The 21,948-nt window shown below is 71.6% G+C and carries 19 protein-coding genes and 1 pseudogene; 8 read left to right on the forward strand and 12 right to left on the reverse strand.

Features of this window, described 5'->3' with window-relative positions; genetic code table 11:
• Positions 1–625 precede the first annotated feature (625 nt).
• A complete protein-coding gene (locus tag K1J60_RS17860) occupies positions 626–1,456 on the forward strand; it encodes a C40 family peptidase (RefSeq protein WP_220647070.1) in 831 nt (276 codons plus the stop codon).
• A 312-nt stretch (positions 1,457–1,768) separates the two neighbouring features.
• On the opposite strand, the gene K1J60_RS17865 is transcribed toward K1J60_RS17860, so the two are convergent.
• Entirely contained in the window at positions 1,769–3,061 is a 1,293-nt protein-coding gene (locus K1J60_RS17865) for a geranylgeranyl reductase family protein (RefSeq protein WP_033528251.1), read from the reverse strand.
• Positions 3,062–3,207: 146 nt separating this feature from the next.
• Here K1J60_RS17865 and K1J60_RS17870 point away from each other — a divergent pair, with 146 nt between their 5' ends.
• On the forward strand, positions 3,208–3,714 hold the full coding sequence (locus K1J60_RS17870; RefSeq protein ID WP_033528250.1) for a GNAT family N-acetyltransferase: 507 nt from the start codon (positions 3,208–3,210) through the stop codon (positions 3,712–3,714).
• Between the two features lie 128 nt (positions 3,715–3,842).
• A complete protein-coding gene (locus tag K1J60_RS17875) occupies positions 3,843–4,166 on the forward strand; it encodes a PASTA domain-containing protein (RefSeq protein ID WP_220647071.1) in 324 nt (107 codons plus the stop codon).
• A 72-nt stretch (positions 4,167–4,238) separates the two neighbouring features.
• Here the strand turns inward: K1J60_RS17875 and K1J60_RS17880 are convergent, their stop codons facing one another.
• The 8 genes and pseudogenes from K1J60_RS17880 to K1J60_RS17915 form a co-directional block, all read right to left on the reverse strand.
• Positions 4,239–6,062, reverse strand: coding sequence for a zinc ribbon domain-containing protein (locus K1J60_RS17880; RefSeq protein WP_220647072.1), 1,824 nt, complete (start codon positions 6,060–6,062; stop codon positions 4,239–4,241).
• Positions 6,063–6,216: 154 nt separating this feature from the next.
• Positions 6,217–6,915: a demethylmenaquinone methyltransferase gene (locus K1J60_RS17885; RefSeq protein WP_220647073.1), complete on the reverse strand. Its 699-nt coding sequence runs from the start codon at positions 6,913–6,915 to the stop codon at positions 6,217–6,219.
• Between the two features lie 56 nt (positions 6,916–6,971).
• Positions 6,972–7,244: pseudogene (locus K1J60_RS17890) on the reverse strand (acyltransferase family protein); the annotation flags it as partial.
• A gap of 26 nt (positions 7,245–7,270) precedes the next feature.
• Positions 7,271–7,720: an imidazolonepropionase-like domain-containing protein gene (locus K1J60_RS17895; protein WP_220647074.1), complete on the reverse strand. Its 450-nt coding sequence runs from the start codon at positions 7,718–7,720 to the stop codon at positions 7,271–7,273.
• Between the two features lie 7 nt (positions 7,721–7,727).
• A complete protein-coding gene (mqnC, locus tag K1J60_RS17900) occupies positions 7,728–8,927 on the reverse strand; it encodes a cyclic dehypoxanthinyl futalosine synthase (protein WP_220647075.1) in 1,200 nt (399 codons plus the stop codon).
• 168 nt (positions 8,928–9,095) lie between these two features.
• Entirely contained in the window at positions 9,096–9,869 is a 774-nt protein-coding gene (locus K1J60_RS17905; RefSeq protein WP_220647076.1) for a prepilin peptidase, read from the reverse strand.
• 192 nt (positions 9,870–10,061) lie between these two features.
• On the reverse strand, positions 10,062–11,777 hold the full coding sequence (locus tag K1J60_RS17910; protein WP_220647077.1) for a serine/threonine-protein kinase: 1,716 nt from the start codon (positions 11,775–11,777) through the stop codon (positions 10,062–10,064).
• Positions 11,778–11,939: 162 nt separating this feature from the next.
• A complete protein-coding gene (locus K1J60_RS17915; RefSeq protein WP_033528243.1) occupies positions 11,940–12,785 on the reverse strand; it encodes a menaquinone biosynthetic enzyme MqnA/MqnD family protein in 846 nt (281 codons plus the stop codon).
• Between the two features lie 380 nt (positions 12,786–13,165).
• On the opposite strand from K1J60_RS17915, the gene K1J60_RS17920 reads away from it, so the two are divergent.
• Positions 13,166–13,369 (forward strand): cold-shock protein, encoded by a 204-nt coding sequence (locus K1J60_RS17920; protein ID WP_003992177.1) that lies wholly within the window; start codon positions 13,166–13,168, stop codon positions 13,367–13,369.
• A 177-nt stretch (positions 13,370–13,546) separates the two neighbouring features.
• Here K1J60_RS17920 and K1J60_RS17925 read toward each other — a convergent pair whose 3' ends face one another.
• Entirely contained in the window at positions 13,547–14,131 is a 585-nt protein-coding gene (locus K1J60_RS17925; protein ID WP_220647078.1) for a helix-turn-helix domain-containing protein, read from the reverse strand.
• Between the two features lie 68 nt (positions 14,132–14,199).
• On the opposite strand from K1J60_RS17925, the gene K1J60_RS17930 reads away from it, so the two are divergent.
• The gene (locus K1J60_RS17930) at positions 14,200–14,913 is read left to right on the forward strand and encodes an AzlC family ABC transporter permease (RefSeq protein WP_220647079.1); all 714 of its coding nucleotides are present in this window, start codon (positions 14,200–14,202) and stop codon (positions 14,911–14,913) included.
• A gap of 20 nt (positions 14,914–14,933) precedes the next feature.
• The gene (locus K1J60_RS17935; RefSeq protein WP_220651523.1) at positions 14,934–15,227 is read left to right on the forward strand and encodes an AzlD domain-containing protein; all 294 of its coding nucleotides are present in this window, start codon (positions 14,934–14,936) and stop codon (positions 15,225–15,227) included.
• 121 nt (positions 15,228–15,348) lie between these two features.
• Here the strand turns inward: K1J60_RS17935 and K1J60_RS17940 are convergent, their stop codons facing one another.
• Positions 15,349–16,128 (reverse strand): hypothetical protein, encoded by a 780-nt coding sequence (locus K1J60_RS17940; RefSeq protein ID WP_220647080.1) that lies wholly within the window; start codon positions 16,126–16,128, stop codon positions 15,349–15,351.
• Positions 16,129–16,488: 360 nt separating this feature from the next.
• On the opposite strand from K1J60_RS17940, the gene K1J60_RS17945 reads away from it, so the two are divergent.
• The gene (locus K1J60_RS17945; RefSeq protein ID WP_398683246.1) at positions 16,489–19,257 is read left to right on the forward strand and encodes a LuxR C-terminal-related transcriptional regulator; all 2,769 of its coding nucleotides are present in this window, start codon (positions 16,489–16,491) and stop codon (positions 19,255–19,257) included.
• Positions 19,258–19,377: 120 nt separating this feature from the next.
• Positions 19,378–19,863 carry a hypothetical protein gene (locus tag K1J60_RS17950; protein ID WP_259407773.1) on the forward strand — a complete coding sequence of 162 codons (486 nt, stop codon included), beginning with the start codon at positions 19,378–19,380 and terminating at the stop codon, positions 19,861–19,863.
• A 51-nt stretch (positions 19,864–19,914) separates the two neighbouring features.
• Here the strand turns inward: K1J60_RS17950 and K1J60_RS17955 are convergent, their stop codons facing one another.
• Positions 19,915–21,828 (reverse strand): AMP-dependent synthetase/ligase, encoded by a 1,914-nt coding sequence (locus tag K1J60_RS17955; RefSeq protein WP_220647082.1) that lies wholly within the window; start codon positions 21,826–21,828, stop codon positions 19,915–19,917.
• Positions 21,829–21,948: the final 120 nt, after the last annotated feature.

Here is a 21,948-nt window from a genome sequence, read left to right on the forward strand (position 1 = left end):
CTCGACGAAGATCGCGAACATGTGAAGCAGGTCACAAGCCCAACTGCCCCGCATCCTATGCCTGCCGGTCTGTGATCTGCGACACGGGTGCGGCACCGAGTTTGTGATCTCCACCACCTGACGAAGGATCATGAAGTCGGATGAGCGTCGATCTTCATACACGAAGCGCCAGACTGATCACCAGAAGTGACATTTTCACTCGTTACCGCTGGTCACGCAGGGCGTCTCCATATCAAGAGAGTTCCTCTGCATGCAAATTGGTGTTGGACGAGACCGCTTGGTAGAGCGCCGCGTTCACACCTCGCGAGGAGGTTCGATGGCCGATGTGGACGCGTGCACGCGTTCACGAGCGTCGAGAGGCGTTCCTCCGCGCGGGACGCCGCGGGAGCGGGTGACCGTTCCGTGACCTGCGCCACATCGGACCGAGATCAAATCCACCGACCTTGGCCACTCGCTGCGATCGATGGTAAGCGCAGGGCAATTCGGGCGTAATCACGAAAGCGCATGATCAAAGGCCTGTTCGACCGTGTCCGCTATGCCCGTTACGGCGTCAATAAAGAGTGACGCTCGGGGAATTTACGGCTTCCGTTGAACAACTGTGGCGCAGCACACGTTTCTTGAAGGTATGGAGGAGTCGCTGGTACCGCTTGTACCCATGTCCCACACCGCTCACATACGCAGCCACCGGAAACCCCGCCGCAACGCGTCCTCGATCGCGATGCGCGCCGGAGTCGCCGGTGGCGTTCTCAGCACCGTGGCAGTGGCCGGCGCGTCCACGTCTGCCTTCGCGGCGGAGCCGGTGACGCAGACGCTCGAACTGCCCACCCTCACGGCCGACCTGGCCACGCAGGCCGCGCAGTCCGCGGACGCCACGCAGGCGATGGCGGCCGACTACCAGCTGCAGGCCGAGCGTGACGCGGCCGCCGAAGAGGCGGCGAAGCAGGCCGACAAGGACCTCGCCAAGGCGAAGAAGGAAGAGGCCCGGAAGAAGGCCGCCGAGGAGGCCGAGCGCAAGGCCGCCGCCGAGCGCGCCTCGCGTGACACCGAGCGGACCACCCTCACAACCAACTCGTCGACGACGACCACGACGGCGCCCGCCACGGGCAGCGTCGGCACGGTCATCGGCTTCCTGAAGGCGCAGCTCGGCGACGCCTACGTCCTCGGCGCCGCGGGCCCCAACGCGTGGGACTGCTCCTCGCTCGTGCAGGCCGCGTTCAAGCAGGTCGGCGTGGACCTCCCCCGGGTCTCGCAGGACCAGTCGATGCAGGGCACCGAGGTCTCGCTGTCGAACCTCCAGGTCGGCGACATCCTGTACTGGGGCGCCAAGGGTTCGGCGTACCACGTGGGTGTCTACGTCGGGAACGGCCAGTACCTCGACGCGGCGAACCCCTCCAAGGGCGTCGTGATCCAGGATCTCTCCGGCTACCCGGCAACGGGCGCGGTGCGCGTGCTCTGACCCACGCGGTCGCCCAGGGCGTTTTCGAAGGGCCGCTCTCCCCTGAGGGGACAGCGGCCCTCGGGCTGCCCACAGAAAGGCCACAGGCACCCCACAGGGCGCCTGTCGTCCCACTCCCAAGGTGTTACGCGATCCCGGACGACAGCGGGCCCCTCAGGGGCGTACAGCGGTTCCGGCCGCGAAGGCCGTGGCGGCCTCGGCGCGCGCACGGGGCACCCACCGGCCGGGGAGAGCCCACGGCCGGCCACGCGCACCTCGCACAGATCGCCCACATCACGCAGATCGCCCACATCGGCGCGGGTCAGGCGCCGGTCACGCCTTCGGGGCCACCTTGCTCAGTCCGTTGATGATGCGGTCCATCGCGTCGCCACCCGTGGGGTCGGTGAGGTTGGCCAGCATCTTCAGGGTGAACTTCATCAGGAGCGGGTGGGTCAGGCCCCGCTGCGTGGCGAGCTTCATGATCTTCGGGTTGCCGATGAGCTTCACGAAGGCGCGGCCCATCGTGTAGTAGCCGCCGAAGGTGTCCTTGAGGACCTGCGGATAACGCTGGAGGGCGAGTTCACGCTGCCCGGGCGTGGCGCGGGCGTGGGCCTGGACGATGACGTCGGCGGCGATCTGGCCGGATTCCATCGCGTAGGCGATGCCCTCGCCGTTGAAGGGGTTCACCATGCCGCCGGCGTCGCCGACCAGCAGCAGGCCCTTGGTGTAGTGCGGTTGGCGGTTGAAGGCCATCGGGAGGGCGGCACCGCGGATGGGGCCGGTCATGTTCTCGGGGGTGTACCCCCACTCCTCCGGCATGGACGCGCACCAGGCCTTCAGGACGTCGCGCCAGTCCAGTTCCTTGAAGGCGGCGGAGGTGTTGAGGACGCCCAGCCCGACGTTGGACGTACCGTCGCCCATGCCGAAGATCCAGCCGTAGCCGGGGAGGAGACGGTCCTCGCCCGGTCCGCGCTTGTCCCACAGTTCCAGCCACGACTCCAGGTAGTCGTCGTCGTGGCGCGGAGAGGTGAAGTACGTACGGACCGCGACGCCCATCGGGCGGTCCTCGCGGCGGTGCAGGCCCATCGCGAGGGAGAGCCGGGTGGAGTTGCCGTCGGCCGCCACCACCAACGGGGCGTGGAAGGTGACTTCACGCTTCTCGTCCCCGAGCTTGGCGTGCACCCCGGTGATCCGGCCCGTGCGGTCGTCGATGATCGGCGCACCCACGTTGCAGCGCTCGTACAGCCGGGCGCCCGCCTTCTGGGCCTGGCGGGCGAGCTGCTCGTCGAAGTCGTCGCGCTTGCGGACGAGTCCGTAGTTCGGATAGGCGGCGAGATCCGGCCAGTCGAGCTGGAGGCGGACGCCGCCGCCGATGATCCGGAGCCCCTTGTTGCGGAGCCAGCCGGCCTCCTCGGAGATGTCGATACCCATCGCCACGAGCTGCTTGGTGGCGCGCGGGGTGAGGCCGTCGCCGCAGACCTTCTCCCTGGGGAAGCTGGTCTTCTCCAGGAGCAGCACGTCGAGTCCGGCCTTCGCCAGGTAGTACGCGGTGGTGGAACCGGCTGGCCCGGCCCCGACGACGATCACATCGGCGGTGTGTTCGGTAAGGGGCTGGGGCTCGGTCACGACGGGTTCTCCCCAAGAAGTAGAAGGATCGGAGCAAAGCCTGCTGGACGTCCGGGGAACCGGACGGCCAGAAAACATGTGCCGACAGGCGTCGGACATGGGCAGTCTATTCAGCGGTACCGATCAACGGCTGAAGGGCTGCCCCTGTGAACCGAGCTCTGCCCGACGTACGGCTGCGTGTCCCCACCGACGAGGACGCCTTCGCCTGGCACCGGATCTTCGACGATCCCGACGTCATGGAGTTCCACGGCGGCCGGTCCGCCGAGCTGTCCGTCTACGAGGAGCTCACCGCGCGCCAGCGCCGTCACGACGCCGAGCACGGGTTCTGCCTGTGGACCCTGCTCGACGAGGAGGGCCGGGCCATCGGCTTCACCGGTGCCCAGCCGTGGCCCCGCGAGTGGGGCCCGACCGGCGAGATCGAGATCGGCTGGCGGCTCGCCCGCGACCACTGGGGCAAGGGATACGTGACCGCCGCCGCGACACAGACCCTGGAACGGGTGCGGGCGGCCGGCGTCGGCAGAGTCGTCGCCATGGTCGACGCCCGCAACGAGCGGTCCATCGCCGTCACGCGGCGGCTGGGGATGGAGTTGGCGGAGACGTTCACGACGCCCGTCTCGCAACAGGTGGGGCACTGCTACCGACTGACGCTCTGACGCTCCGGCTGTTCGGGATTTCGGCAACTCGTCACCCAGCGTAGCGATTTGGCGCGGATTGCCACGCAGTGCTTCCGGGCGGGGGCGCTCGGCGGTTACCCTGCCGGTACCGCTGGGGGTGAACATCTGTGCGCATAACACCCAAGTCATCCGAAGTGCGTGTGCCACGGTTCGTCGGTCTGATGGCCGTGGACGCGCGCGAGGCGGCCGAGGCGGGCGGGGTGCTCCTCGTCGCGCCCGACCGGCCCGACTTCGCCCGCACCGTCGTGGACTACGTCGTACGGCAGTACCCGCCGCCGGGGGTGGAGGTGCCGCGCGGGGCCGCCGTGACCGTGTGGTTCGAGTTGGGGGACGACGGCGGGGGCGTGCGTGAGCCACGGCGCGGCGGGCCGCCGCCCGGGCTGCGCAGGGCGTTGGACGAGCCGGGGGACCCGTTCGCGGTTCTTCGCTAGGTCCTGTCGTCACGTTCCCGTCGGCGCCCGGAGGGCGGCCCTTCGCGTGCCCTGTCTCCTGTGCCCCGTCTCCTATTTCTGCCAGAGCAGGATCGCCGCCGTCCCTCCCCCGCCGATCACGAAGGCCCCCACGACGGTGAGGGTCCAGATCAGCGTGCGGCTACGGGACTTGGGCGGCTCGGCGGGCGGTAGGTGGTGGTGGCCCAGTTCCACGAGCGGAGGCTCGTAGGGGGCCGGGGCCGGGGCGGGGGCCTGCTGCGGGAGCCCGTGGGCCGCCGTCGGGCCGCTGCTCGGCATCGCCGGGATCGGCGGTGCGATCACCGCCGTACGCGCTCCCGTCATCTGCACCAGATAGGGCGCGAGGAAGGCCGCGGCGAAGATCCACAGGAGACCGAAGAGCAGCACCTCGGGGAGGTCGAGGCCCACGTCCACCTGGCCCGCCGCCGAGAACTCGGCGCCGAGGTCGGCCGTGGCCGAGCCGGACGCCTCCATACCGAGGCCGCTGACGCCGGCGAGGAGGAGGAAGAGCCCGAAGAAGACGCCCGCTGCGAGGAGTTGCTCGCCACGGCCCGAGGAACGGCGGGCCGCGAGGACCCCGAAGGCCAGGGCGCAGACCGCACCGAGCGTCAACGCGCCCACGACCGCCCAGGAGTTGACGGCGTCGCCCAGTTCGGAGAGCCCGAACGACTCGCGCTCGTAGCCGCCGTACGGGCCGGACTCCACGAGGCCGTAGTCGCCGGAGGAGTCGTACGACGTGTCGTCCCCGTACCGGGTACGGCCCGCCTCGCCCTGGACGGACACGCCCCAGGAGAGGCCGAGGAGGGTGACGGCGAGGTTGGGCAGGACGAACAGCACGAGGAGGAGCGGGTTCAGGTCCTCCTCCCACTCGGCGTGCCACTCGTCGTTCGCCGCGAGGACGACGAAGGTGACGAGCGAGCAGAGGGCGAGGACGATCGCCATGGCCCGTACGGCCGTTCCCGTCGCCCGGAACAGGATGCGGGGCCCTGGACGGACGGCGAGCCAGGCGGCCAGGTCGTCGCGTTGCAGCAGGCCGGCCGAGACGGCGGCGGTGAGCAGCAGCGCGCCCAGCGCCGCACGCCAGGGGGAGGTCGAGACCTCGACGCGCGCGATGTCGGGCTGCGCGCACAGCCCCAGCACCAGGACGGCGGCCGTCACCAGCAGCGTGACCCGCACGGCCGCTTCGAGCCCGGTGGTACGGCCGCCGACGGCTCCCGCCCCGGGCGCTCCCGCACCGCTGTACGCGGCGCGGGTGGCCAGGCGGGTGCGGAGTTGCCGTACGCCGAGGAAGAGCGCCCCGATGAACAGGACGGTCACGGTGAGCGGCACCAGGGTCAGGGTGAGGGCGCCCTCGGCGGACTCGTAGCCGCCGGAGAAGTCGCCGCCACCGCTCTCGGAGATCTTGAAGCCACCGCCGAGGCCCTGGAGGAGGGCGGCGAGGGCGAGGCCCAGGCGGTCGCCGAAGCCGACGAAGTCGTCCTCGTCCGTGGTGCCCTGGTCGTAGGAGGGGACGGCCAGGGCGAGGGCGGCGGCGAGGAGCAGCCCGACCGGCCAGAGCGCTGCCGCGGCGGAGCCGCCCCAGTCACCCCGCAGGGCGCGGCCGAGGAAGGCGCCGACGGGCGAGGGGCGGGCGGGGACGGGAGCGTACGGGGGAGGTGGCGGCGGCCCGACGGGGGGCGCGCCCGGCGGCGCCGGTGGTGGGGGTGTCGAAGGCGCCGAAACCATCGGGGACGGCGGAGGCGGCGAGACCGTCGGGGAGGCCGGGGGCACCCCGGGTGGCGCGGTCGGGGGGACCGGCACGCGTTCACGGCCGCACGTCATGCAGAAGCGCGCCTCGTCAGGGCCTGGTGTCCCGCAGTGCGGGCAGTAGGACGTCATGGAACCCCCGTCGTCAGATATCACCGGTGCGTACCGGTGCCTCAACGGACGGTAGTTTCTGTTGACCGGTTCCCGTCAACAGGATTCCCCGGCGGACATCCCTCGTGCGGGTGAACTCCCCTCCCCGCGGCCGGACTTCACCCCTGCGCGGTCCCTACGCCTGCGCCTTGAACCCCCGGTGCAGCGCGACGATCCCGCCCGACAGGTTCCGCCACGCGACCTTGTCCCAGCCGGCCTTCCGGAGGCGCTCGGCGAGCCCCGGCTGGTCGGGCCAGGCGCGGATGGACTCGGCGAGGTAGACGTACGCGTCGGGGTTGGACGACACCGCACGGGCGACCGGCGGCAGCGCGCGCATCAGGTACTCGGTGTAGGCGGTGCGCAGCGGCGCCCACGTGGGGTGCGAGAACTCGCAGATCACGACACGGCCGCCGGGCTTCGTCACCCGGTACAGCTCGCGCAGCGCGGTGTCGGTGTCCTGCACGTTGCGCAGGCCGAAGGAGATGGTGACCGCGTCGAAGGTGTCGTCCTTGAACGGCAGCCTGGTGGCGTCGCCGGCGGTGAACGGCAGCCAGGGGGTGCGTTCCTTGCCGACCTGGAGCATGCCGAGGGAGAAGTCGCACGGCACGACGTACGCACCGGTCCGCGCGAAGGGCAGGGAGGAGGTGCCCGTGCCGGCGGCGAGGTCCAGGATCTTCTGCGCGGGGCGGGCGTCGACCGCGCGCGCCACCTCCTTGCGCCAGCGCCGGTCCTGTCCGAGGGACAGCACGTCGTTGGTCAGGTCGTACCGTTTCGCCACTCGGTCGAACATCGAGGCGACTTCGTGCGGCTGCTTGTCCAAGGATGCGCGGGTCACGGGCCCATTGTGGCAGTACGGGCCGGACGCCGGTGCGGCGCCCGGCCCGTGGCGCGTCACGGCAGCAGCTTCGGCTTCTTCTTCGCGGCCACGTCCTCGCCCCACCCGCAGAGCAGGACGAACACACCGATCAGGAGCCGGCCGGCGCCGACCATGAACCACTGGCTCTCCAGCGGCAGGTACTTCTCGAAGGCGGGGACGTTGCGGGTCCGGTCGATCAGCGGGACGGCGAGGATCATGGCGATCTCGTGCCACAGGTAGATCGTCACCGCGCCGGAGTTGAAGATCGTGAGGACGCGGTCGTGCCGCCGGAACCCGGTCAGCCCTGCTCCTCCGTCAAAAGCGGCGGCGCCCCTCAGCGGCGGCGGTGGACCAGGCGCCCCGCGCACACCGTGGCGACGCAGACGTCGGCCTCGTCGAAGACCGCCAGGTCCGCTCGGCCCGATGCGCTGATCGCCATGGGGCGTGGGCGTGGTAGCACCGCCACGTGGTTGCGCTCGGCGGCCGTACGGAGTTCCGGGGTGTTCGCGTGCTGTTCCAGAACCGCGACCGCGCCCCCCTTCAGCACCGCGTGGACACGTTCGCGGGGTGACGGGGCGTCCGGGAGCGGGCCCTCGTGCAGCCGGCCGGGCCCGAGGACGCCGGGCCACTGCCGCACCCGGGCGCCCGGGAACCGTCGGCGCACTTCCTCCGACGGCCCCACGGCATGGACCCGGGTGCCGTCCACCACGACGGCGCCGTCCTTGATCGGCTCCGGGTCGTCCCAGGTGCGCCGTACCTCGTCGGCGGCGTGAATCGTCAGCACGTGGGCCCTAGTTGGCGTTCAGCAGCTTCAGTTCGGGGTGGGCCGTGCCGCCCTCGATCGCCGTGGACGAGATGTGGGACATGACACGCTCGTCGACGGGGTCGTCGGCCGGGTCGTCGTGGACGACGATGTGCTCGTAGGTGGTGGTCCGCTGGGCGGGGACGCGGCCGGCCTTCCTGATCAGGTCGATGATCTCCATGCGGTTGGAGCGGTGCTTGGCCCCCGCGCTGGAGACGACGTTCTCCTCCAGCATGATCGAGCCGAGGTCGTCCGCGCCGTAGTGCAGGGAGAGCTGGCCGACCTCCTTGCCGGTGGTGAGCCAGGAGCCCTGGATGTGGGCGATGTTGTCCATGAAGAGCCGGGCGATGGCGATCATCCGCAGGTACTCGAAGAGAGTGGCCTGCGTACGGCCCTTGAGGTGGTTGTTCTCGGGCTGGTAGGTGTACGGGATGAAGGCCCGGAAGCCGCCCGTCCGGTCCTGTACGTCACGGATCATCCGCAGGTGCTCGATGCGCTCGGCGTTGGTCTCGCCGGTACCCATGAGCATCGTGGACGTGGACTCCACGCCCAGGTTGTGCGCGGCCTCCATGATCTCCAGCCAGCGCTCGCCGGACTCCTTGAGCGGCGCGATGGCCTTGCGGGGCCGGGCCGGGAGCAGTTCGGCGCCGGCCCCGGCGAAGGAGTCGAGACCGGCTGCGTGGATGCGCTGGATGGCCTCCTCGACGCTCACCTTGGAGATCCGGGCCATGTGCTCCACCTCGGACGCGCCGAGGGAGTGGATGACCAGCTGCGGGAAGGCCTTCTTGATCGCGGCGAAGTGCGTCTCGTAGTACTCCACCCCGTAGTCCGGGTGGTGCCCGCCCTGGAACATGATCTGCGTACCGCCCAGCTCGACGGTCTCCGCGCAGCGGCGCAGGATGTCGTCGAGGTCGCGCGTCCAGCCCTTGTCCTTGGCCGTCGGCGGGGCGTAGAACGCGCAGAACTTGCACGCCGTGACGCACACGTTCGTGTAGTTGATGTTCCGCTCGATGATGTACGTCGCGATGTGCTCCGTGCCCGCGTACCGGCGCCGGCGTACGGCGTCGGCCGCGGCGCCGAGCGCGTGCAGCGGGGCGTCGCGGTAGAGGTCGAGTGCCTCCTCCGGCGTGATCCGCCCACCCTCTGCGGCACGGTCGAGAACGGACTGGAGGTCGGCCTTCTCGGTCACCGGGAGCGTCCCTTTCGTAAGGAATCCAGAGAGCGCGCGAGGCGCCTTCGACATAAGGGTGGTGGTGGGAGACGGGTGGGCGGACCAGGCCAGCCTACGCCAGGGGTTCGGATCGGCCGACGTCAGGCCGTCTGCCTGTGGATAACTCCATCGGGCAGGGGATGGGCCTCAGGCGGCGTACGCCTCCAGCAGGAGGCCGACGTACGCTCCCGCGAGCATGAACGGGCCCAGAGCCACCAGTTGTCGGCGTACGGCGCGGCCCCTGGCCAGCGCGACCATGGTGTACGCGCTGCCGATGAGGGCGCCGGCGAACGTGCCGAGGTACAGCGCGCCCCAGCCGTACCAGCCGAGGACGGCACCGAGGCCGAGGGCCAGCTTCACGTCGCCGAAGCCGAGGGCCATGGGCCTGATGAGGAAGAAGAGGAAGTACAGACCGCCGAGGGCGAGGGCGCCGTACAGCGCCGTGCGCCACTGGCCGGCGTGCTCGGGCACGTACGCGACCGCCCCCAGGAGGGTGAGGGCCAGACCCGCGAAGGGGAGGGTCAGGGGGTCCGGGAGGCGTTGGGCGCCGAGATCCACGAGAGTGAGGAGCACGCCGAGGGGGGCGAGGAGCAGCCATACGGCCAGTTCGGGGCGGGTGCCGGTGGTCAGGGCGAGGGCGGCGCAGATCAGGGCGGTGGTGGTGGCGACGGCGGGGGTGCTGGGGCCGTAGGAGCAGGCGGGGGGCCGGGGGCCCGCTGTGGAGCGTGCGCTGCAACGGGCGGGGCCGAGCCAGCCGTTGGCCGGGCCGGCGATGGGGTGGCCTGCGGGGCACTCGTGTTGCCAGGGGTGGTCCTCGTCGACCGTGAAGCGGTAGGCGGGGCGCGGGAGGAGTGTGCCTGTGGCTGCGCCCCAGAGTGCGGCGGCCACGGTCAGTGCGATCAGCCAGGGGTCGAGAGCCACGGGGGCAGCCTATGAGGTGGGGCGCCTGTGGGGTACCGGGACGGTTTCGCCCCCGCCGCCCCTACCCGTCCCTCCCCCAGGGGTTGCGCCCCTTCGACCCCCGTCCGCGGGTCCGGTGGGGGCTGGTCGCGCAGTTCCCCGCGCCCCCCAAAGGGCCAGGGCCGCGCCCCTTGCCTTTTTGATCACAGCGTCCTATTTCACCTTTGCCAGACGAGCCGTCGGGTCGCCCGCGTCCGCGTTGTCCGCGGTGTACTGGAGTTCGTCGCCGACGGGGGTGAGGGTGACCTCGTGGGTGTTGCTGGTGCAGGTCTTGGGGTTGTTCTTCGCGTCGGCGATGCTGGTGACGAGGATGTGGTCCGCGGTGACCTCCTTGAGGACGAACGTGTCGTCGCAGGCCCCGCCCAGCGGGTCGACGGAGCGGAAGGTGCCCAACCGGTCGCCCACGGACCCCTGTTCGAGGGTGACGGTGAAGGTGCCGGCGGGGAGGTTGCCCCCTAGGGCGTAGCCGTCGCCCTCCCAGGTGCCGACGTATTTCTCGGGCAGGTCGCCCGCCAGGTCCTGCGGACCCGAGTCCTCGTTCCCGTCGGTCGGGCCGCTGCTCGCGGACGGGGCCTTTCCGGCCGCGTCGCCCGTCTTGTCGTCGCCGTTCAGCATCCCCAGGCCGAACACGGCGCCCACACCCACCACGGCGAACGCGCCCGCGACCGCCAGGGCGATCGAGCAACTCACCCGTCGGCCTCGCCCGTTCGCCGTGGTCGTGGACGCCGCCGCCACGCTCAGCGACAGCTTGCCCGGTGGTGGGGCCGTGTCCGCCGACGCCGAGTCGGCCCGCTGTCCCGGCACGTGCGTCACGGGCGGCGGTGTCTGCGGCGACATCACCGGAGGCGGCCCGAACACCCCGCTCGTCGCCGGGACTTCGACCCTCGCGCCGCCGGAGGGGGACGCGGGGCCCGTCGGGTCCACACCCACCGACGGACTGCTGAACCCCACCGGCCCGGAGGGGACTTCCTCCGCCGCCTCCAGATTCAGCAGTTGCACCGCGCTGCGGCCGACCTGTTCCACCAGGGGGCCCGGCAGCCAGCCCGCCGTCACCAGGCGGGCCGCGCCCCGGGGGGCCAGGGTGCGGGCGACCTCGTCGGGGGCCGGGCGGGCGGAAGGGTCCTTGGACAGGCAGTGCTCCACCAGGGCGCGCAGGTCGCCCTCCAGACCGTCGAGCCGGGGCTCCTCGTGGACGACCTTGTAGAGGAGGGCGGCGGAGGAGTCACCGGGGAAGGGGGACCTGCCGGTCGCGGCGTACGCGAGGACCGCGCCGAGGGAGAAGACGTCCGCCGCGCCGGTGATGCCCTTGCCGAGGATCTGCTCGGGGGACATGTAGCCGGGGGAGCCGATCGAGACGCCCGTCGAGGTGAGGGACGCCGTGCCGTCCGTGGCGCGGGCGATGCCGAAGTCGATGAGGAGGGGGCCGTCGACCGTGAGCAGGACGTTCGACGGCTTCACGTCCCGGTGGACCAGGTCCAGCGCGTGCACCGCCGACAGCGCTTCCGCCAGGCCCGCGCCCAGGACCCGGACGGAGTGGGGAGGCAGGGGGCCGCCGTCCGCCACCGCCGCCGCCAGGGACGGGCCGGCCGCGTAGCCCGTCGCCACCCAGGGGACCGATGCCTCCGGGTCCGCGTCCAGGACGGGAGCGGTCCAGGAACCGCCCACGCGGCGGGCGGCGTCGACCTCCCGCCGGAAGCGGGCGCGGAACTCCTCGTCGAGGGCGAAGTGCGGGTGCACCACCTTGACGGCGACGGTACGGCCGCCCGCGCTGCGCCCCAGATAGACGCGGCCCATCCCGCCCGACCCCAGCCGGCCGAGCAGTCGGTAGGGCCCCACGACCGTGGGTTCGCCGACATCGAGCGGTTGCATGGACGACACCTCCCCCGTACCTCCAGCGTAGTGCCGTACGCGCGAATGGAAATGTGAGCGTCGACGAGCGGTCCGCAGATCGGTCCGCAGCCCCAATCCCACAGAACGCCTAATTCGTCAACGGAGTTTTGGGAAGTTCACCGGGATTTCGCGGGAAAGGGTTCAGGAAAGCAGGTCGACCTTCACGTCCGCCGGAAATCCGGTGGTCGGGCCGACCCGCCGCGCGAACTCGGCGACCGCGGACAGCTGGGGCTCGCCGAAGCGGAAGTCGAGGGTCGTGAAGTACCGCTCCAGGACCCGCTCGTCGAAGGCCTCCCAGCGGGCGGCCTGCTCGGCGACCTTGTCCACCTCGGTCAGGGACAGGTCGCGGGAGGCGAGGAACGCCTCGTGCACCTTGCGGGTGACCTCGGGCTCCCGCTCCAGGTACTCCCGACGCGCCGCCCACACCGCGAAGACGAACGGCAGCCCCGTCCACGCCTTCCACATGGCGCCCAGGTCGTGCACCTCCAGGCCGAAGTTCGGCCCGTCGAGCAGGTTCGCGCGCAGCGCCGCGTCACCGATGAGCACGGCCGCCTCCGCCTCCTGCATCATCAGCGAGAGATCGGGCGGGCAGGTGTAGTACGACGGCTGTACGCCGACGCTCTCGGCCAGCAGCAGCTGCGCGAGGCGTACGGAGGTGCGCGAGGTGGAGCCCAGGGCGACGCGTGCGCCGTCCAGTCGTTCGAGGGGCACCTGGGAGACGATCACGCACGACATCACCGGGCCGTCGCAGCCGACGGCGATGTCGGGGAAGGCGACCAGGTCGTCCGCGTTGCGCAGGAACTCGACGAGGGTGATGGGCCCGATGTCGAGGTCCCCGCGCACCAGCTGCTCGCTGAGCTTCTCGGGGGTGTCCTTGGTGAGCTCGAAGTCGAGGAGCGTGCCCGTTCTCGCGAGCCCCCAGTACAGGGGCAGGCAGTTCAGGAACTGGATGTGGCCGACGCGCGGCCGGTTGCGAGAATTGTCCACATCGCGAGGCTAGCCCTCATGGGGTACGGTGCGGGCTCCGGGGGCCGGGAGGTGCTCCCGAAACCGGATGTACCCCCTTTGTCAATACTCTCGACGGCGTGTCGTCGGTGGGACAGACGGGGAAGTAGAGGCGATCCGTCAAGCCGAGACCCGAGCGGTTCAAACATCCGGGTGACGTGATCTTGCCCTCTATTGCATTCCCCTGCCCGCGTGCTAGGCTCGCCCGCAAGTTGCAGTTTGGTTTCCCTTGCAGTACAGAGCCTGCGGAGCATGTGACCGCGGGCTCTCGTCGTTTTCAGACGTATGCAGTTGTGCGGCATCTTGTTTTCACACTTGCAGGGTTCTGGAGCAGGGCAACCCTTTGGGCCCAAGGAGGGCTTATGGCTACCGGAACCGTGAAGTGGTTCAACGCCGAAAAGGGCTTTGGCTTCATCGCCCAGGAAGGCGGCGGCCCCGACGTCTTCGTCCACTACTCCGCCATCAACGCGAGCGGCTTCCGTTCGCTGGAGGAGAACCAGCAGGTCTCCTTCGATGTGACGCAGGGCCCGAAGGGTCCGCAGGCGGAGAACGTCACCCCCGTCTGATCCGAGGGATGCCCCTCTGACGACGTCTGAGAGCAGTACCCAAGGAGCCCCTCGCCTTTCGGCGCAGGGGCTCCTGCCTTTTCCCCGCCGCTCCCGCGGTTCCCGCGGTTCCCGCCGTTCCCGCCTTTCCACCTTCCCCCGCCTTGCCCCCGCCTTGCCCCCGCCTTGGCGCCTTTCTCAGATGTGCTGCATCACGAGCACAAAGGTCGTCCCGGGCGCGAGTGCCTCGTACGAATGCGGCACGTCACCACGGAACGCCATGTAGTCCCCGGGGCCGAGTTCGACCTCCTCACCCCTCGGGCCCGCCTTCACCCGACCCGTGCTCACGGTGAGGTGCTCCACCGTCCCCGGGATGTGCGGCTCCGACTCCCGTACCGACCCCGGTTCGAGCCGGGTGCGGTAGATGTCGCGGCGCGCCCCCGGCGGGCTGGCGGACAGCAGGACCGCCGTGTAACTGGAGTGTTCCGAGTGGACGGTGGGCCCCTCCCCCGCCCGGACCACCTGCACCGCCGGCATCGGCGGCTCGATCAGCGCACTGAACGGCACCCCGAGCGCCACGCCCAGCGCCCACAGCGTCTCCATGCTCGGATTGCCGCTCGCCGCCTCCAACTGGGACAGCGTCGACTTCGCGATCCCGGCGCGCTTGGCCAGCTCGGAGAGGGAGAGGCCGGCGCGGGTGCGCTCCCGGCGGAGGGAGGCGGCGATCCAGTCGAGCGGGAGCCGGGACGGAGGCTTCGGCCCCTCGGAGGCTGCGTCGGACATGTCGTTCGCTCCAGAAGTACGATCGTTCGCCTTGACGAACACGATGGCTCATGTTCATTGTAGAGAACATGCGTTCGCTGCTCCGAACACCCCAGGTCCGTGACCCCGCGCTGTTCCGGGACATCTCCCTCGTCTGTGCCGCCGGAGGCGTCGTCGGCGTCTCCTTCGGGGCGATCTCGGTGGCGGGCGGGCTGCCCGTGTGGGTGCCGGTGGTGATGTCGCTGGTCGTGTACGCGGGTGCCGCGCAGTTCAGCGCGGTCGGGATCCTGCTGGCCGGCGGCGGACCGTTCGCGGCGGCGGCCACGGGGCTGCTGCTCAACACCCGCAACGCGGCCTTCAGTCTGGCGGTCGCCGACCTCCTGGGACCCGGGAGGGCCGCGCGGTTCGTCGGCGCGCATCTCGTCACCGACGAGACGGTGGCCTTCGCCCTGGCCCAGAGCGATCCGGTACGGCGTCGGGTCGCGTTCTGGGTCTCGGGGCTCGGCATGTTCGCCGTCTGGAACGTGTGCGTCCTGGCCGGGGCCCTGGCCGGCACCGCGCTGGGCGACACCGCCACGTACGGCCTCGACGCCGCCTTCCCCGCCGTGCTCGCCGCGCTGGTGCTGCCCGCCCTGCGGGAGAGCCCGCCCGTGCGCCGGGCCGCTCTGCTCGGGGCGGCGATCGCGCTGGCGACGACTCCGGTGACCCCCACGGGGGTTCCCGTCCTGCTGGCGCTGGCCGGGCTGGTGGTCTGGCGGGCGTCGCCGGAGGGGAAAGGCGCGGCGGACGGGAGGGTGTCGTGAGCGGCGGGGTCGTCGGCGCGATGCTCGCGCTCGCCGTGGGGACGTACGCCCTGCGGCTCACCGGGCCCGCGCTGCACGGGCGGGTGGAGATCCCCGTACGGGTGCGGGAGTTGCTGGCCGGGGCCGCCGTGGTGCTGCTGGTGGCGCTGCTGGCCACGGGTGCCCTGACCGCGGGCGGCGGTTCCGCCGGGTGGGCACGGCCCGTCGGCGTGCTGGTGGGCGGGGTGCTGGCGTGGCGGAGGGCCCCGTTCGCGGTCGTAGTCCTGGGGGCGGCGGCGACCACGGCGGGATTGCGGGCGATGGGCGTCGGGTAGCGATCGCAGCCCGACCCCAGCCGCAGCGCGCCCCAAGAGGGGCGGGGGGAACTGCGCGACCAGCCTAAGACGAACCGGCGGCCGGAACACCGGCCTCAGGCCCCCTTCCCCCGGCCTGCTCTCAGGCCCCCTCCCCGACCAGCGACTCCAGTACCCGTCGCAGCCGGACGCCCCGCCCCAGGTCCGGTTCGAGCCCCTTCCCCCGCAGGAGCGCGGTCAGGGAGGCCTGGACGACCTCCGCGCCCTCGGGTGCGACCCGCTTGGAGACCTCCAGCCACTCCAGGGGCCGGTCGGCGCCCAACGTGCAACGCTCCACGGTCACTTCGTGGTGGTCCAGGCGTACGCCGCGCCAGCGGACCGTGTCCACGGGGCCGAGGACGTCGAGCGAGCCCAAGTCGGCGTCGATGTCGGCGCAGTCGGCGAGGAAGGCGCGCTGACGGTCGGAGAAGACGAGGTCCAGCGGCTTGTCGCCGGTGGCGGCGGCCTCCACGGCCGTGCGCCCGCAGTCGGAGACGAGGGCGGCGGAAAGCACCCGGCGGTCGCCCGACCAGGCGCCCGCCAGGTGGAAGGAATCCGGTCCCTGCTCACGGAAGCGCAGCCAGCGTTCCGAGAGCCGGGACCGGCGACAGGGCCGCAATTCCGCGGTCGCGGCCCCGCCCCGCCCGCTCCCCGCCCGTAGGCGCAGGATCAACCCCGCATCCAGAAGCGGCAGTTGACCCGGCGCCGTGGAGCGGGCGAGGTCCTCACAGAAGTAGACGCGGCGCCGGGCTCCCCCGGTGTCCGGCGCCAGCGCCCAAGTCGCGGCGGCCGCGCCCGCACCCGAGAACGTCACCCTGATCTCGACCGAGTCGAGCCGGTCGGATCCGGAGGTGAGATCCCCGCGTCCCACGGATGCCGGCATGGGCCGTCCCCCTAGTTCCGCGACCTGGTTCATTTCCCCTGTTTTCCCTTGGTTCCTTCGGCCTTTCGGCTACTTGGTTCTTCCGTTCCTTCGGTTCCTTCGGTTCCTTCGGTTCCTTCGGTTCTTTGCGATCCCCCGTGCGATCCCCCGTGCGATCACCCTGCGGCGATCCCCCTGTGGTGCTGTTCCGCGACACCATTGAAGGCCCGGGGCGGCCCCCGTCGCTTCCGGGAAGTCCCTACATCTCCCCTGACAACTACCCCTGGGGGATGATGGACGGGCGGGGCCGAGCACAGGCGGGCACCAGGGGGTGGCGCATTGTTACGGGGACTCGTCGGTCGGGAGCGGGAACGCCGGCTGATGGACGACCTGCTCGTGGCGGGCGGGGCGGGTGGGGCGGCACTGCTGTTGTGGGGCGAACCCGGTATCGGAAAGACGGCCCTGCTGGACTACGCGGCGGAGCGCGCGACGGCCGGTGGTTCCGGCGCGACCCCGGCCACGGTCCTGCGCGCCCGGGGCATCGAGACCGAGACCGTGCTCCCCTTCGCCACCCTCGGCGACCTCCTGATGCCCCATTCATCCCTTTTCAGGGAACTCCCCGGCGCCCAGCGCTCGGCGCTCGAGTCCTGTCTGGCACTCGGCGGCGCCCCCGCGGACCCGCCGGGCAATCCTTACGCCGCCTGCATGGGCGCCCTCAACGTGCTCGCGGCGCTCGGCGACGAGCACCCGGTCGTCGTCCTCGTCGACGACCTGCACTGGGTGGACCCCTCCTCCCAGCGCGTCCTTCTCTTCGTCGCCCGCCGCCTCTCCAGTGAACGCGTCGCCCTGGCCCTGGGCTCCCGGGAGGACCACGGCGAGTCGGGGCCGCGTCGCAGCATCCCCACCGTGCAGGTGGGCGGGCTGGCGCCGGAGGAGTGCGCCGCCCTGCTGGAGGGCCGCGTGACCCCCAACGTCCTCGCCGACCTCGTCCGCGTCAGCGGCGGCAATCCGCTCGCCCTGCGTGAGATCGCGGGGGCGCTGACGGACGAACAGGCGCGCGGCGAGCAGCCGTTGCTCGATCCACCGTCCCTGGGCAGTCATCTGGAGCGCGCCTGGGCGGCCCGGATCGACGGTCTGCCGGACACCGCCCGCCGGGCCCTGGTCGTCCTGGCCGCCGGCCGCTCGACGGCGGCGGGCCCGCTGCGCAAGGCGCTGGAGGCGGCGGGGCTCTCCCTCGACGCCCTCTCCCCCGCCGAGGAGGACGGTCTGATCACGGCCACGGCGGACGGGCTGGACTTCCACCACCCGGTGCTGCGGGCACTGGTGCTGGGCCGCGCCCCCCTCGCGCACCGGTACGCCGCGTTCCAGGCACTGGCCGAGGTGAGCACCGGCTCGTTGCACGCCTGGTACCGGGCGTCCGCGAGTCCCGGCCCCGACGAGGAGGCCGCGGCGGCGCTCGCCGACGCCGCGCGGGAGGCCCGCAGGCGCAGCGCCTTCGGCGAGTCGGCCCTGGCCTGGCGGCGCGCCGCCGAACTCACCCCCGACCCCGCGCCCCGCGCCGACCGCCTCCACCATGCCGCCGCCGACGCCCTGCTCAGCGGCTCCCCGGCGGGCCCGCAGTGGTGCGAGGAGGCCCTGCGCATCACCCCGGACCCGGCCGTACGCGCCGCCATCCAGGGCCTGTTGGGCCGTATGTACACCTGGAAGGGCGATACGGCCCAGGCCTACGGCCTGCTCATGAACGCCGCCGACGCCGTACGCGACTCCGACCGCACCCGGGCCTGTCTGCTGCTGGCGGAGGCGACGGCCGCCGCGCGCCTGGACGGCCACGTCCCGGCGGCGGTCCGCGTCGCCGAGGAGTCCCTCGCCCTCGCCTCCGAGTCCGGCCCCGAACGCTGGTACAGCCTGTCGATGCTGGGCGGGGCCCTGATCATGTCCGGCCGTACGGCGCGAGGGCGCGAGATGCTGGAGGCGGCCGACCGGCACGGCGGCGGCGACCCCGTCCGTGACCAGCAGGTGTACGCGATCGCCGGGCAGGCGTGGAGCAGGGCGGAGGAGTTCGTCCGGGGGCTCCGGCTGCTCAACACGGCCGTGGAGTCGGCGAGGCGGCACAGCGCGGTGGGCGTGCTGGGCTTCACCCTCGCCGTGCGGGGGGAATTGGAGACCCGTATCGGCCAATGGGCTTCCGCTCGCGGCGACTTGACCGAGTCCCTGCGGTGGGCGGAGGAACTGGGCCAGCTGACGTGCGTGAGCTACACCCTGTACTGCCTCGCCCGGCTGGAAGCCCTGCGCGGCGAACGGGTCGAGTGCGAGGAGCATGTGGCGCGGGCGCGGCGGGAGTGCGGGGCGTACGGCATCGGCTGCCAGGAGTTCCACATGACGGCGGTGCTCGGGCTGTCGGCCCTGGCCCACGGCGACCACGACGCGGCCGTCGACCAGCTGGAGCAAACGTTGTCACTGGCGATCGAGCAGGGCATCGGGAACCCGGAGGTGGTCCCCTTCGCGGCGGACCTGGCGGAGGCGCACGTACGGGCGGGGAACGCGGCGCGGGCCGCCGAGGTCGTGTCCTGGCTGGAGGAACGGGCCCGGGAGACGGGCCTCGCGTCGGCGGAGGCGGCGGCGGCCCGGGTCCGGGGGCTGCTCGCGGGGACGCCGGAGGAGGCGGAGGCGTACTTCGGCGCGGCGCTCACGGCCCATCAGCGGACGACGGGACCCTTCGACTGGGCGCGGACGCTGCTGTGCGAAGCGGAGGTGCTACGGCGCCACCGGCGCCCCGGAGCCGCACGCGCGCCTCTCGCCTCCGCCCTGGCCTGCTTCGAACGACTCGGCGCGGTCCCCTGGGCCCGGCGAGCGGCGAGCGAACTGGCCGCGGCGGGAGGCGCCGTGAGCACCGCCCGGTCCGCCACCGGCGGCATGGGCGGCACCAACGGCATGGGCGGCATGGGCGGCGCCCTGAACCAGCTGACCCCCCAGGAGTTCCAGGTGTCGCGGGCGATCGCCCGCGGCCTCAACAACACGGAGGCCGCGGCGTCGTTGTTCGTGTCCAGAAAGACGGTGGAGGCTCATCTCACCCGGATCTACCGGAAGTTGCACGTCCGCTCGCGGACGGACCTGACCCGACTCCTCACGGCGGCCGACCTGGTGGATTGAGTACCGGTACTCATGTGGGCGCTCGTCGGTGCCCAACAAGTTCGTCGTGCCGTACAACCGGATCCCGCCCAGATGCCTCTTGGGAGGAGTAGGGCCAGGCAGGGGACGGGGTGGGCGGGGATGTTGACGAAGCGGGGCGTTCTGCTGGGCTGCGGTGGGCTGGTGGTCGTTCTCGGTGTGGGTGCGGCCGTGTGGTGGAACTGGTTCCGGGCGCCGTACTCGCTCGCCGGCTCGCCGAAGGTCGAGGTGACCGTGCGGGCCGCGAAGTCCGAGTATCCCGATGTCGCGCGGACCGCCGAGGACGTCGACACGGTCGTGCGCGTGTATGTGCAGCGGCTCAAGGCCGGTGACGTGGAAGGGCTGATGGAGCTGGCGGGGCCCGCGTACGAGGGGACCCGGGGCGCCGCCTACGAGCAGGTGCGGGAGTTCGGCGAGGGTGCACGCGGGCCGGTCGACGTCACCGTGCTGGAGGGGGTCGTCGACTACTTCAATCCCGTCCGGCTCACGTACGACAGGACCGGCCAGGAGCAGGAGTTGCTGCTGGTCAAGGACGACGGGTACTGGTGGGTCGCGCTGGGGGAGGGCGACCCGGCCGCGGGAAATTAGGGGGCCGGTTCACCGCGGCGAACGGGGAACAGGACCGGTTCGCCCCAGGGTCTACTTCTCGTACAGCCCCTCGATCTCAGCCGCGAAGGACCTCTCCACGACCTCCCGGCGCAGCTTCATCGACGGCGTGAGGTGGCCCGCCTCCTCGCTGAAACCGCCGGGGACGATCGTGAACCGGCGGATGGACTCGGGGCGGGAGACCAGGCGGTTGGCCTCGTCCACCGCGCGTTGCAGGACGGCTCGCAGATCCGGGTCCTCGGCCAGGCGGTCGAGGGGGACGTCCTGCTTGGCGTTCATCTGGGTCCAGTGGGTGATGCCCTCGGGGTCCAGCGTCAGCAGCGCGGTGACGTACGGGCGGCGGTCGCCGATGACCATGGCGTGGGCGATCAGGGGGTGGGAGCGGAGCCAGTTCTCCAGCGGTGCGGGCGCCACGTTCTTGCCGCTGTCGGTGACGAGGATCTCCTTCTTGCGGCCGGTGATCGTGAGGTAGCCCTCGTCGTCCAGGTGGCCGATGTCGCCGGTGGCGAACCAGCCGTCGGGACTCGCGGGGACGACACCGCCGGCCTGCGGGTCCCAGTAGCCGCGGAAGATCTGGCCGCCGTGCAGGAGGATCTCGCCGTCGGCGGCTATCCGGACCCGGGTGCCGGGGAGCGGTCGGCCGACCGTGCCCAGCCGGGGCCGGTCGGGTGGGGTCACGGTGACGGCGGCGGTCGTCTCCGTCATGCCGTAGCCCTCGAAGACGTCGATGCCGGCGCCCGCGTAGAAGGCGGCCAGCCGACGGCCGAGGGGGCTGCCGCCGCAGATGAGATAGCGGACCCGGCCGCCCAGCGCCTTGCGGATGCGTCGGTAGACCAGGGGGTCGTAGAAGGTGCGGGCCGCCTTCAGGAAGGCCGAGGGACCGGGGCCGGTGCCGTGCTGTTCGGCTTCCAGGGCCTCGCCGTAGCGGCGGGCCACGGCGGAGGCGCGGTCGTACGAGGAAGCGCGGCCCATGCGTTCGGCGGAGGCGCGGGCCGTGTTGAACACCTTCTCCAGGACGTAGGGGATGACCAGGAGGAACGTCGGGCGGAAGGACTTGAGGTCGGCGAGGAGGTCCTCCGTGCGGAAGCTCGGCGAGTGGCCCAGGCGGACCCGCGCCCGCATACAGCCGATCGCCACCATGCGGCCGAACACATGGGCGAGCGGGAGGAAGAGGAGGGTGGATGCCTCCTCGTCCGTCTTCGCGCGGAAGATGGGGTAGAGGAGGTCGATCGCGTTGTCGACCTCGGCGCAGAAGTTGCCGTGGGTGAGGGCGCAGCCCTTGGGGCGGCCGGTCGTGCCCGAGGTGTAGATCAGGGTCGCGAGGGTGTCGGGGCCCAACACCCCACGCCGTACGGCCACTTCCTGGTCCGACACGTCACGGCCCCGCTCGGCGAGCCGGTCCAGGTGACCCTTCTCGAAGACCCACATGTGGCGCAGGTCGGGGATGCGGTCGAGCTCGGGGCCGAGGGCGGCGGCCTGGCCCGCCGTCTCGACGGCGAGGGCCACCGCGCCCGAGTCCTGGAGGATCCAGCGGGTCTGGAAGACGGAGGAGGTGGGGTAGACGGGGACCGTGACCAGGCCCGCAGCCCAGGCCGCGAAGTCCAGGAGGGTCCACTCGTACGTCGTCCGCGCCATGATCGCGATCCGGTCGCCCGGCATGAGGCCCTCGGCGATCAGACCCTTCGCCAGCGCGAGCACCTCGGCGGCGAAATCGGCGGCCGTGACGTCCCGCCACCGGCCGTCGCCGCCACCGGCCGTGCCGCCGTCCTTGCGGCTGAGGACGACCGAGTCGGGGGCGTGGGCCGCGTTGTCGAACGGGATGTCCGCAAGCGAGCCGTAGGTCACGGGCGCGGCGAGCGCGGGCACGTACGCCTCCCGCACGGCGCCGTCCAGCCGCTTCAACTCAGGTTCCACCAGGGCGGGTTCGGTGCTTTCGAGGTGGGACACGGGCGGCTCCTGGGCGTTCGGTGTGTCCGGATCGTACGGGGTTGGTGTGTGAGGTTCGTGTGAGTGTGGCGATGGTCCGGAGATGGAACCGGGCCGGGGATGTGCAGTGTCGCAGACCGC

Source organism: Streptomyces akebiae, assembly GCF_019599145.1.
GTDB classification, from domain to species: Bacteria; Actinomycetota; Actinomycetes; order Streptomycetales; family Streptomycetaceae; genus Streptomyces; species Streptomyces akebiae.

Excerpts from the sequence above, each read along its gene's own strand:
- K1J60_RS17860 (WP_220647070.1), top strand. The coding sequence starts at position 626 with ATGGAGGAGTCGCTGGTACCGCTTGTACCCATGTCCCACACCGCTCAC.
- K1J60_RS17880 (WP_220647072.1), bottom strand. The coding sequence starts at position 6,062 with ATGACGTCCTACTGCCCGCACTGCGGGACACCAGGCCCTGACGAGGCG.
- K1J60_RS17910 (WP_220647077.1), bottom strand. The coding sequence starts at position 11,777 with ATGCAACCGCTCGATGTCGGCGAACCCACGGTCGTGGGGCCCTACCGA.
- K1J60_RS17920 (WP_003992177.1), top strand. The coding sequence starts at position 13,166 with ATGGCTACCGGAACCGTGAAGTGGTTCAACGCCGAAAAGGGCTTTGGC.
- K1J60_RS17925 (WP_220647078.1), bottom strand. The coding sequence starts at position 14,131 with ATGTCCGACGCAGCCTCCGAGGGGCCGAAGCCTCCGTCCCGGCTCCCG.
- K1J60_RS17930 (WP_220647079.1), top strand. The coding sequence starts at position 14,200 with ATGCGTTCGCTGCTCCGAACACCCCAGGTCCGTGACCCCGCGCTGTTC.
- K1J60_RS17935 (WP_220651523.1), top strand. The coding sequence starts at position 14,934 with ATGCTCGCGCTCGCCGTGGGGACGTACGCCCTGCGGCTCACCGGGCCC.
- K1J60_RS17940 (WP_220647080.1), bottom strand. The coding sequence starts at position 16,128 with ATGCCGGCATCCGTGGGACGCGGGGATCTCACCTCCGGATCCGACCGG.
- K1J60_RS17945 (WP_398683246.1), top strand. The coding sequence starts at position 16,489 with ATGGACGACCTGCTCGTGGCGGGCGGGGCGGGTGGGGCGGCACTGCTG.
- K1J60_RS17950 (WP_259407773.1), top strand. The coding sequence starts at position 19,378 with ATGTTGACGAAGCGGGGCGTTCTGCTGGGCTGCGGTGGGCTGGTGGTC.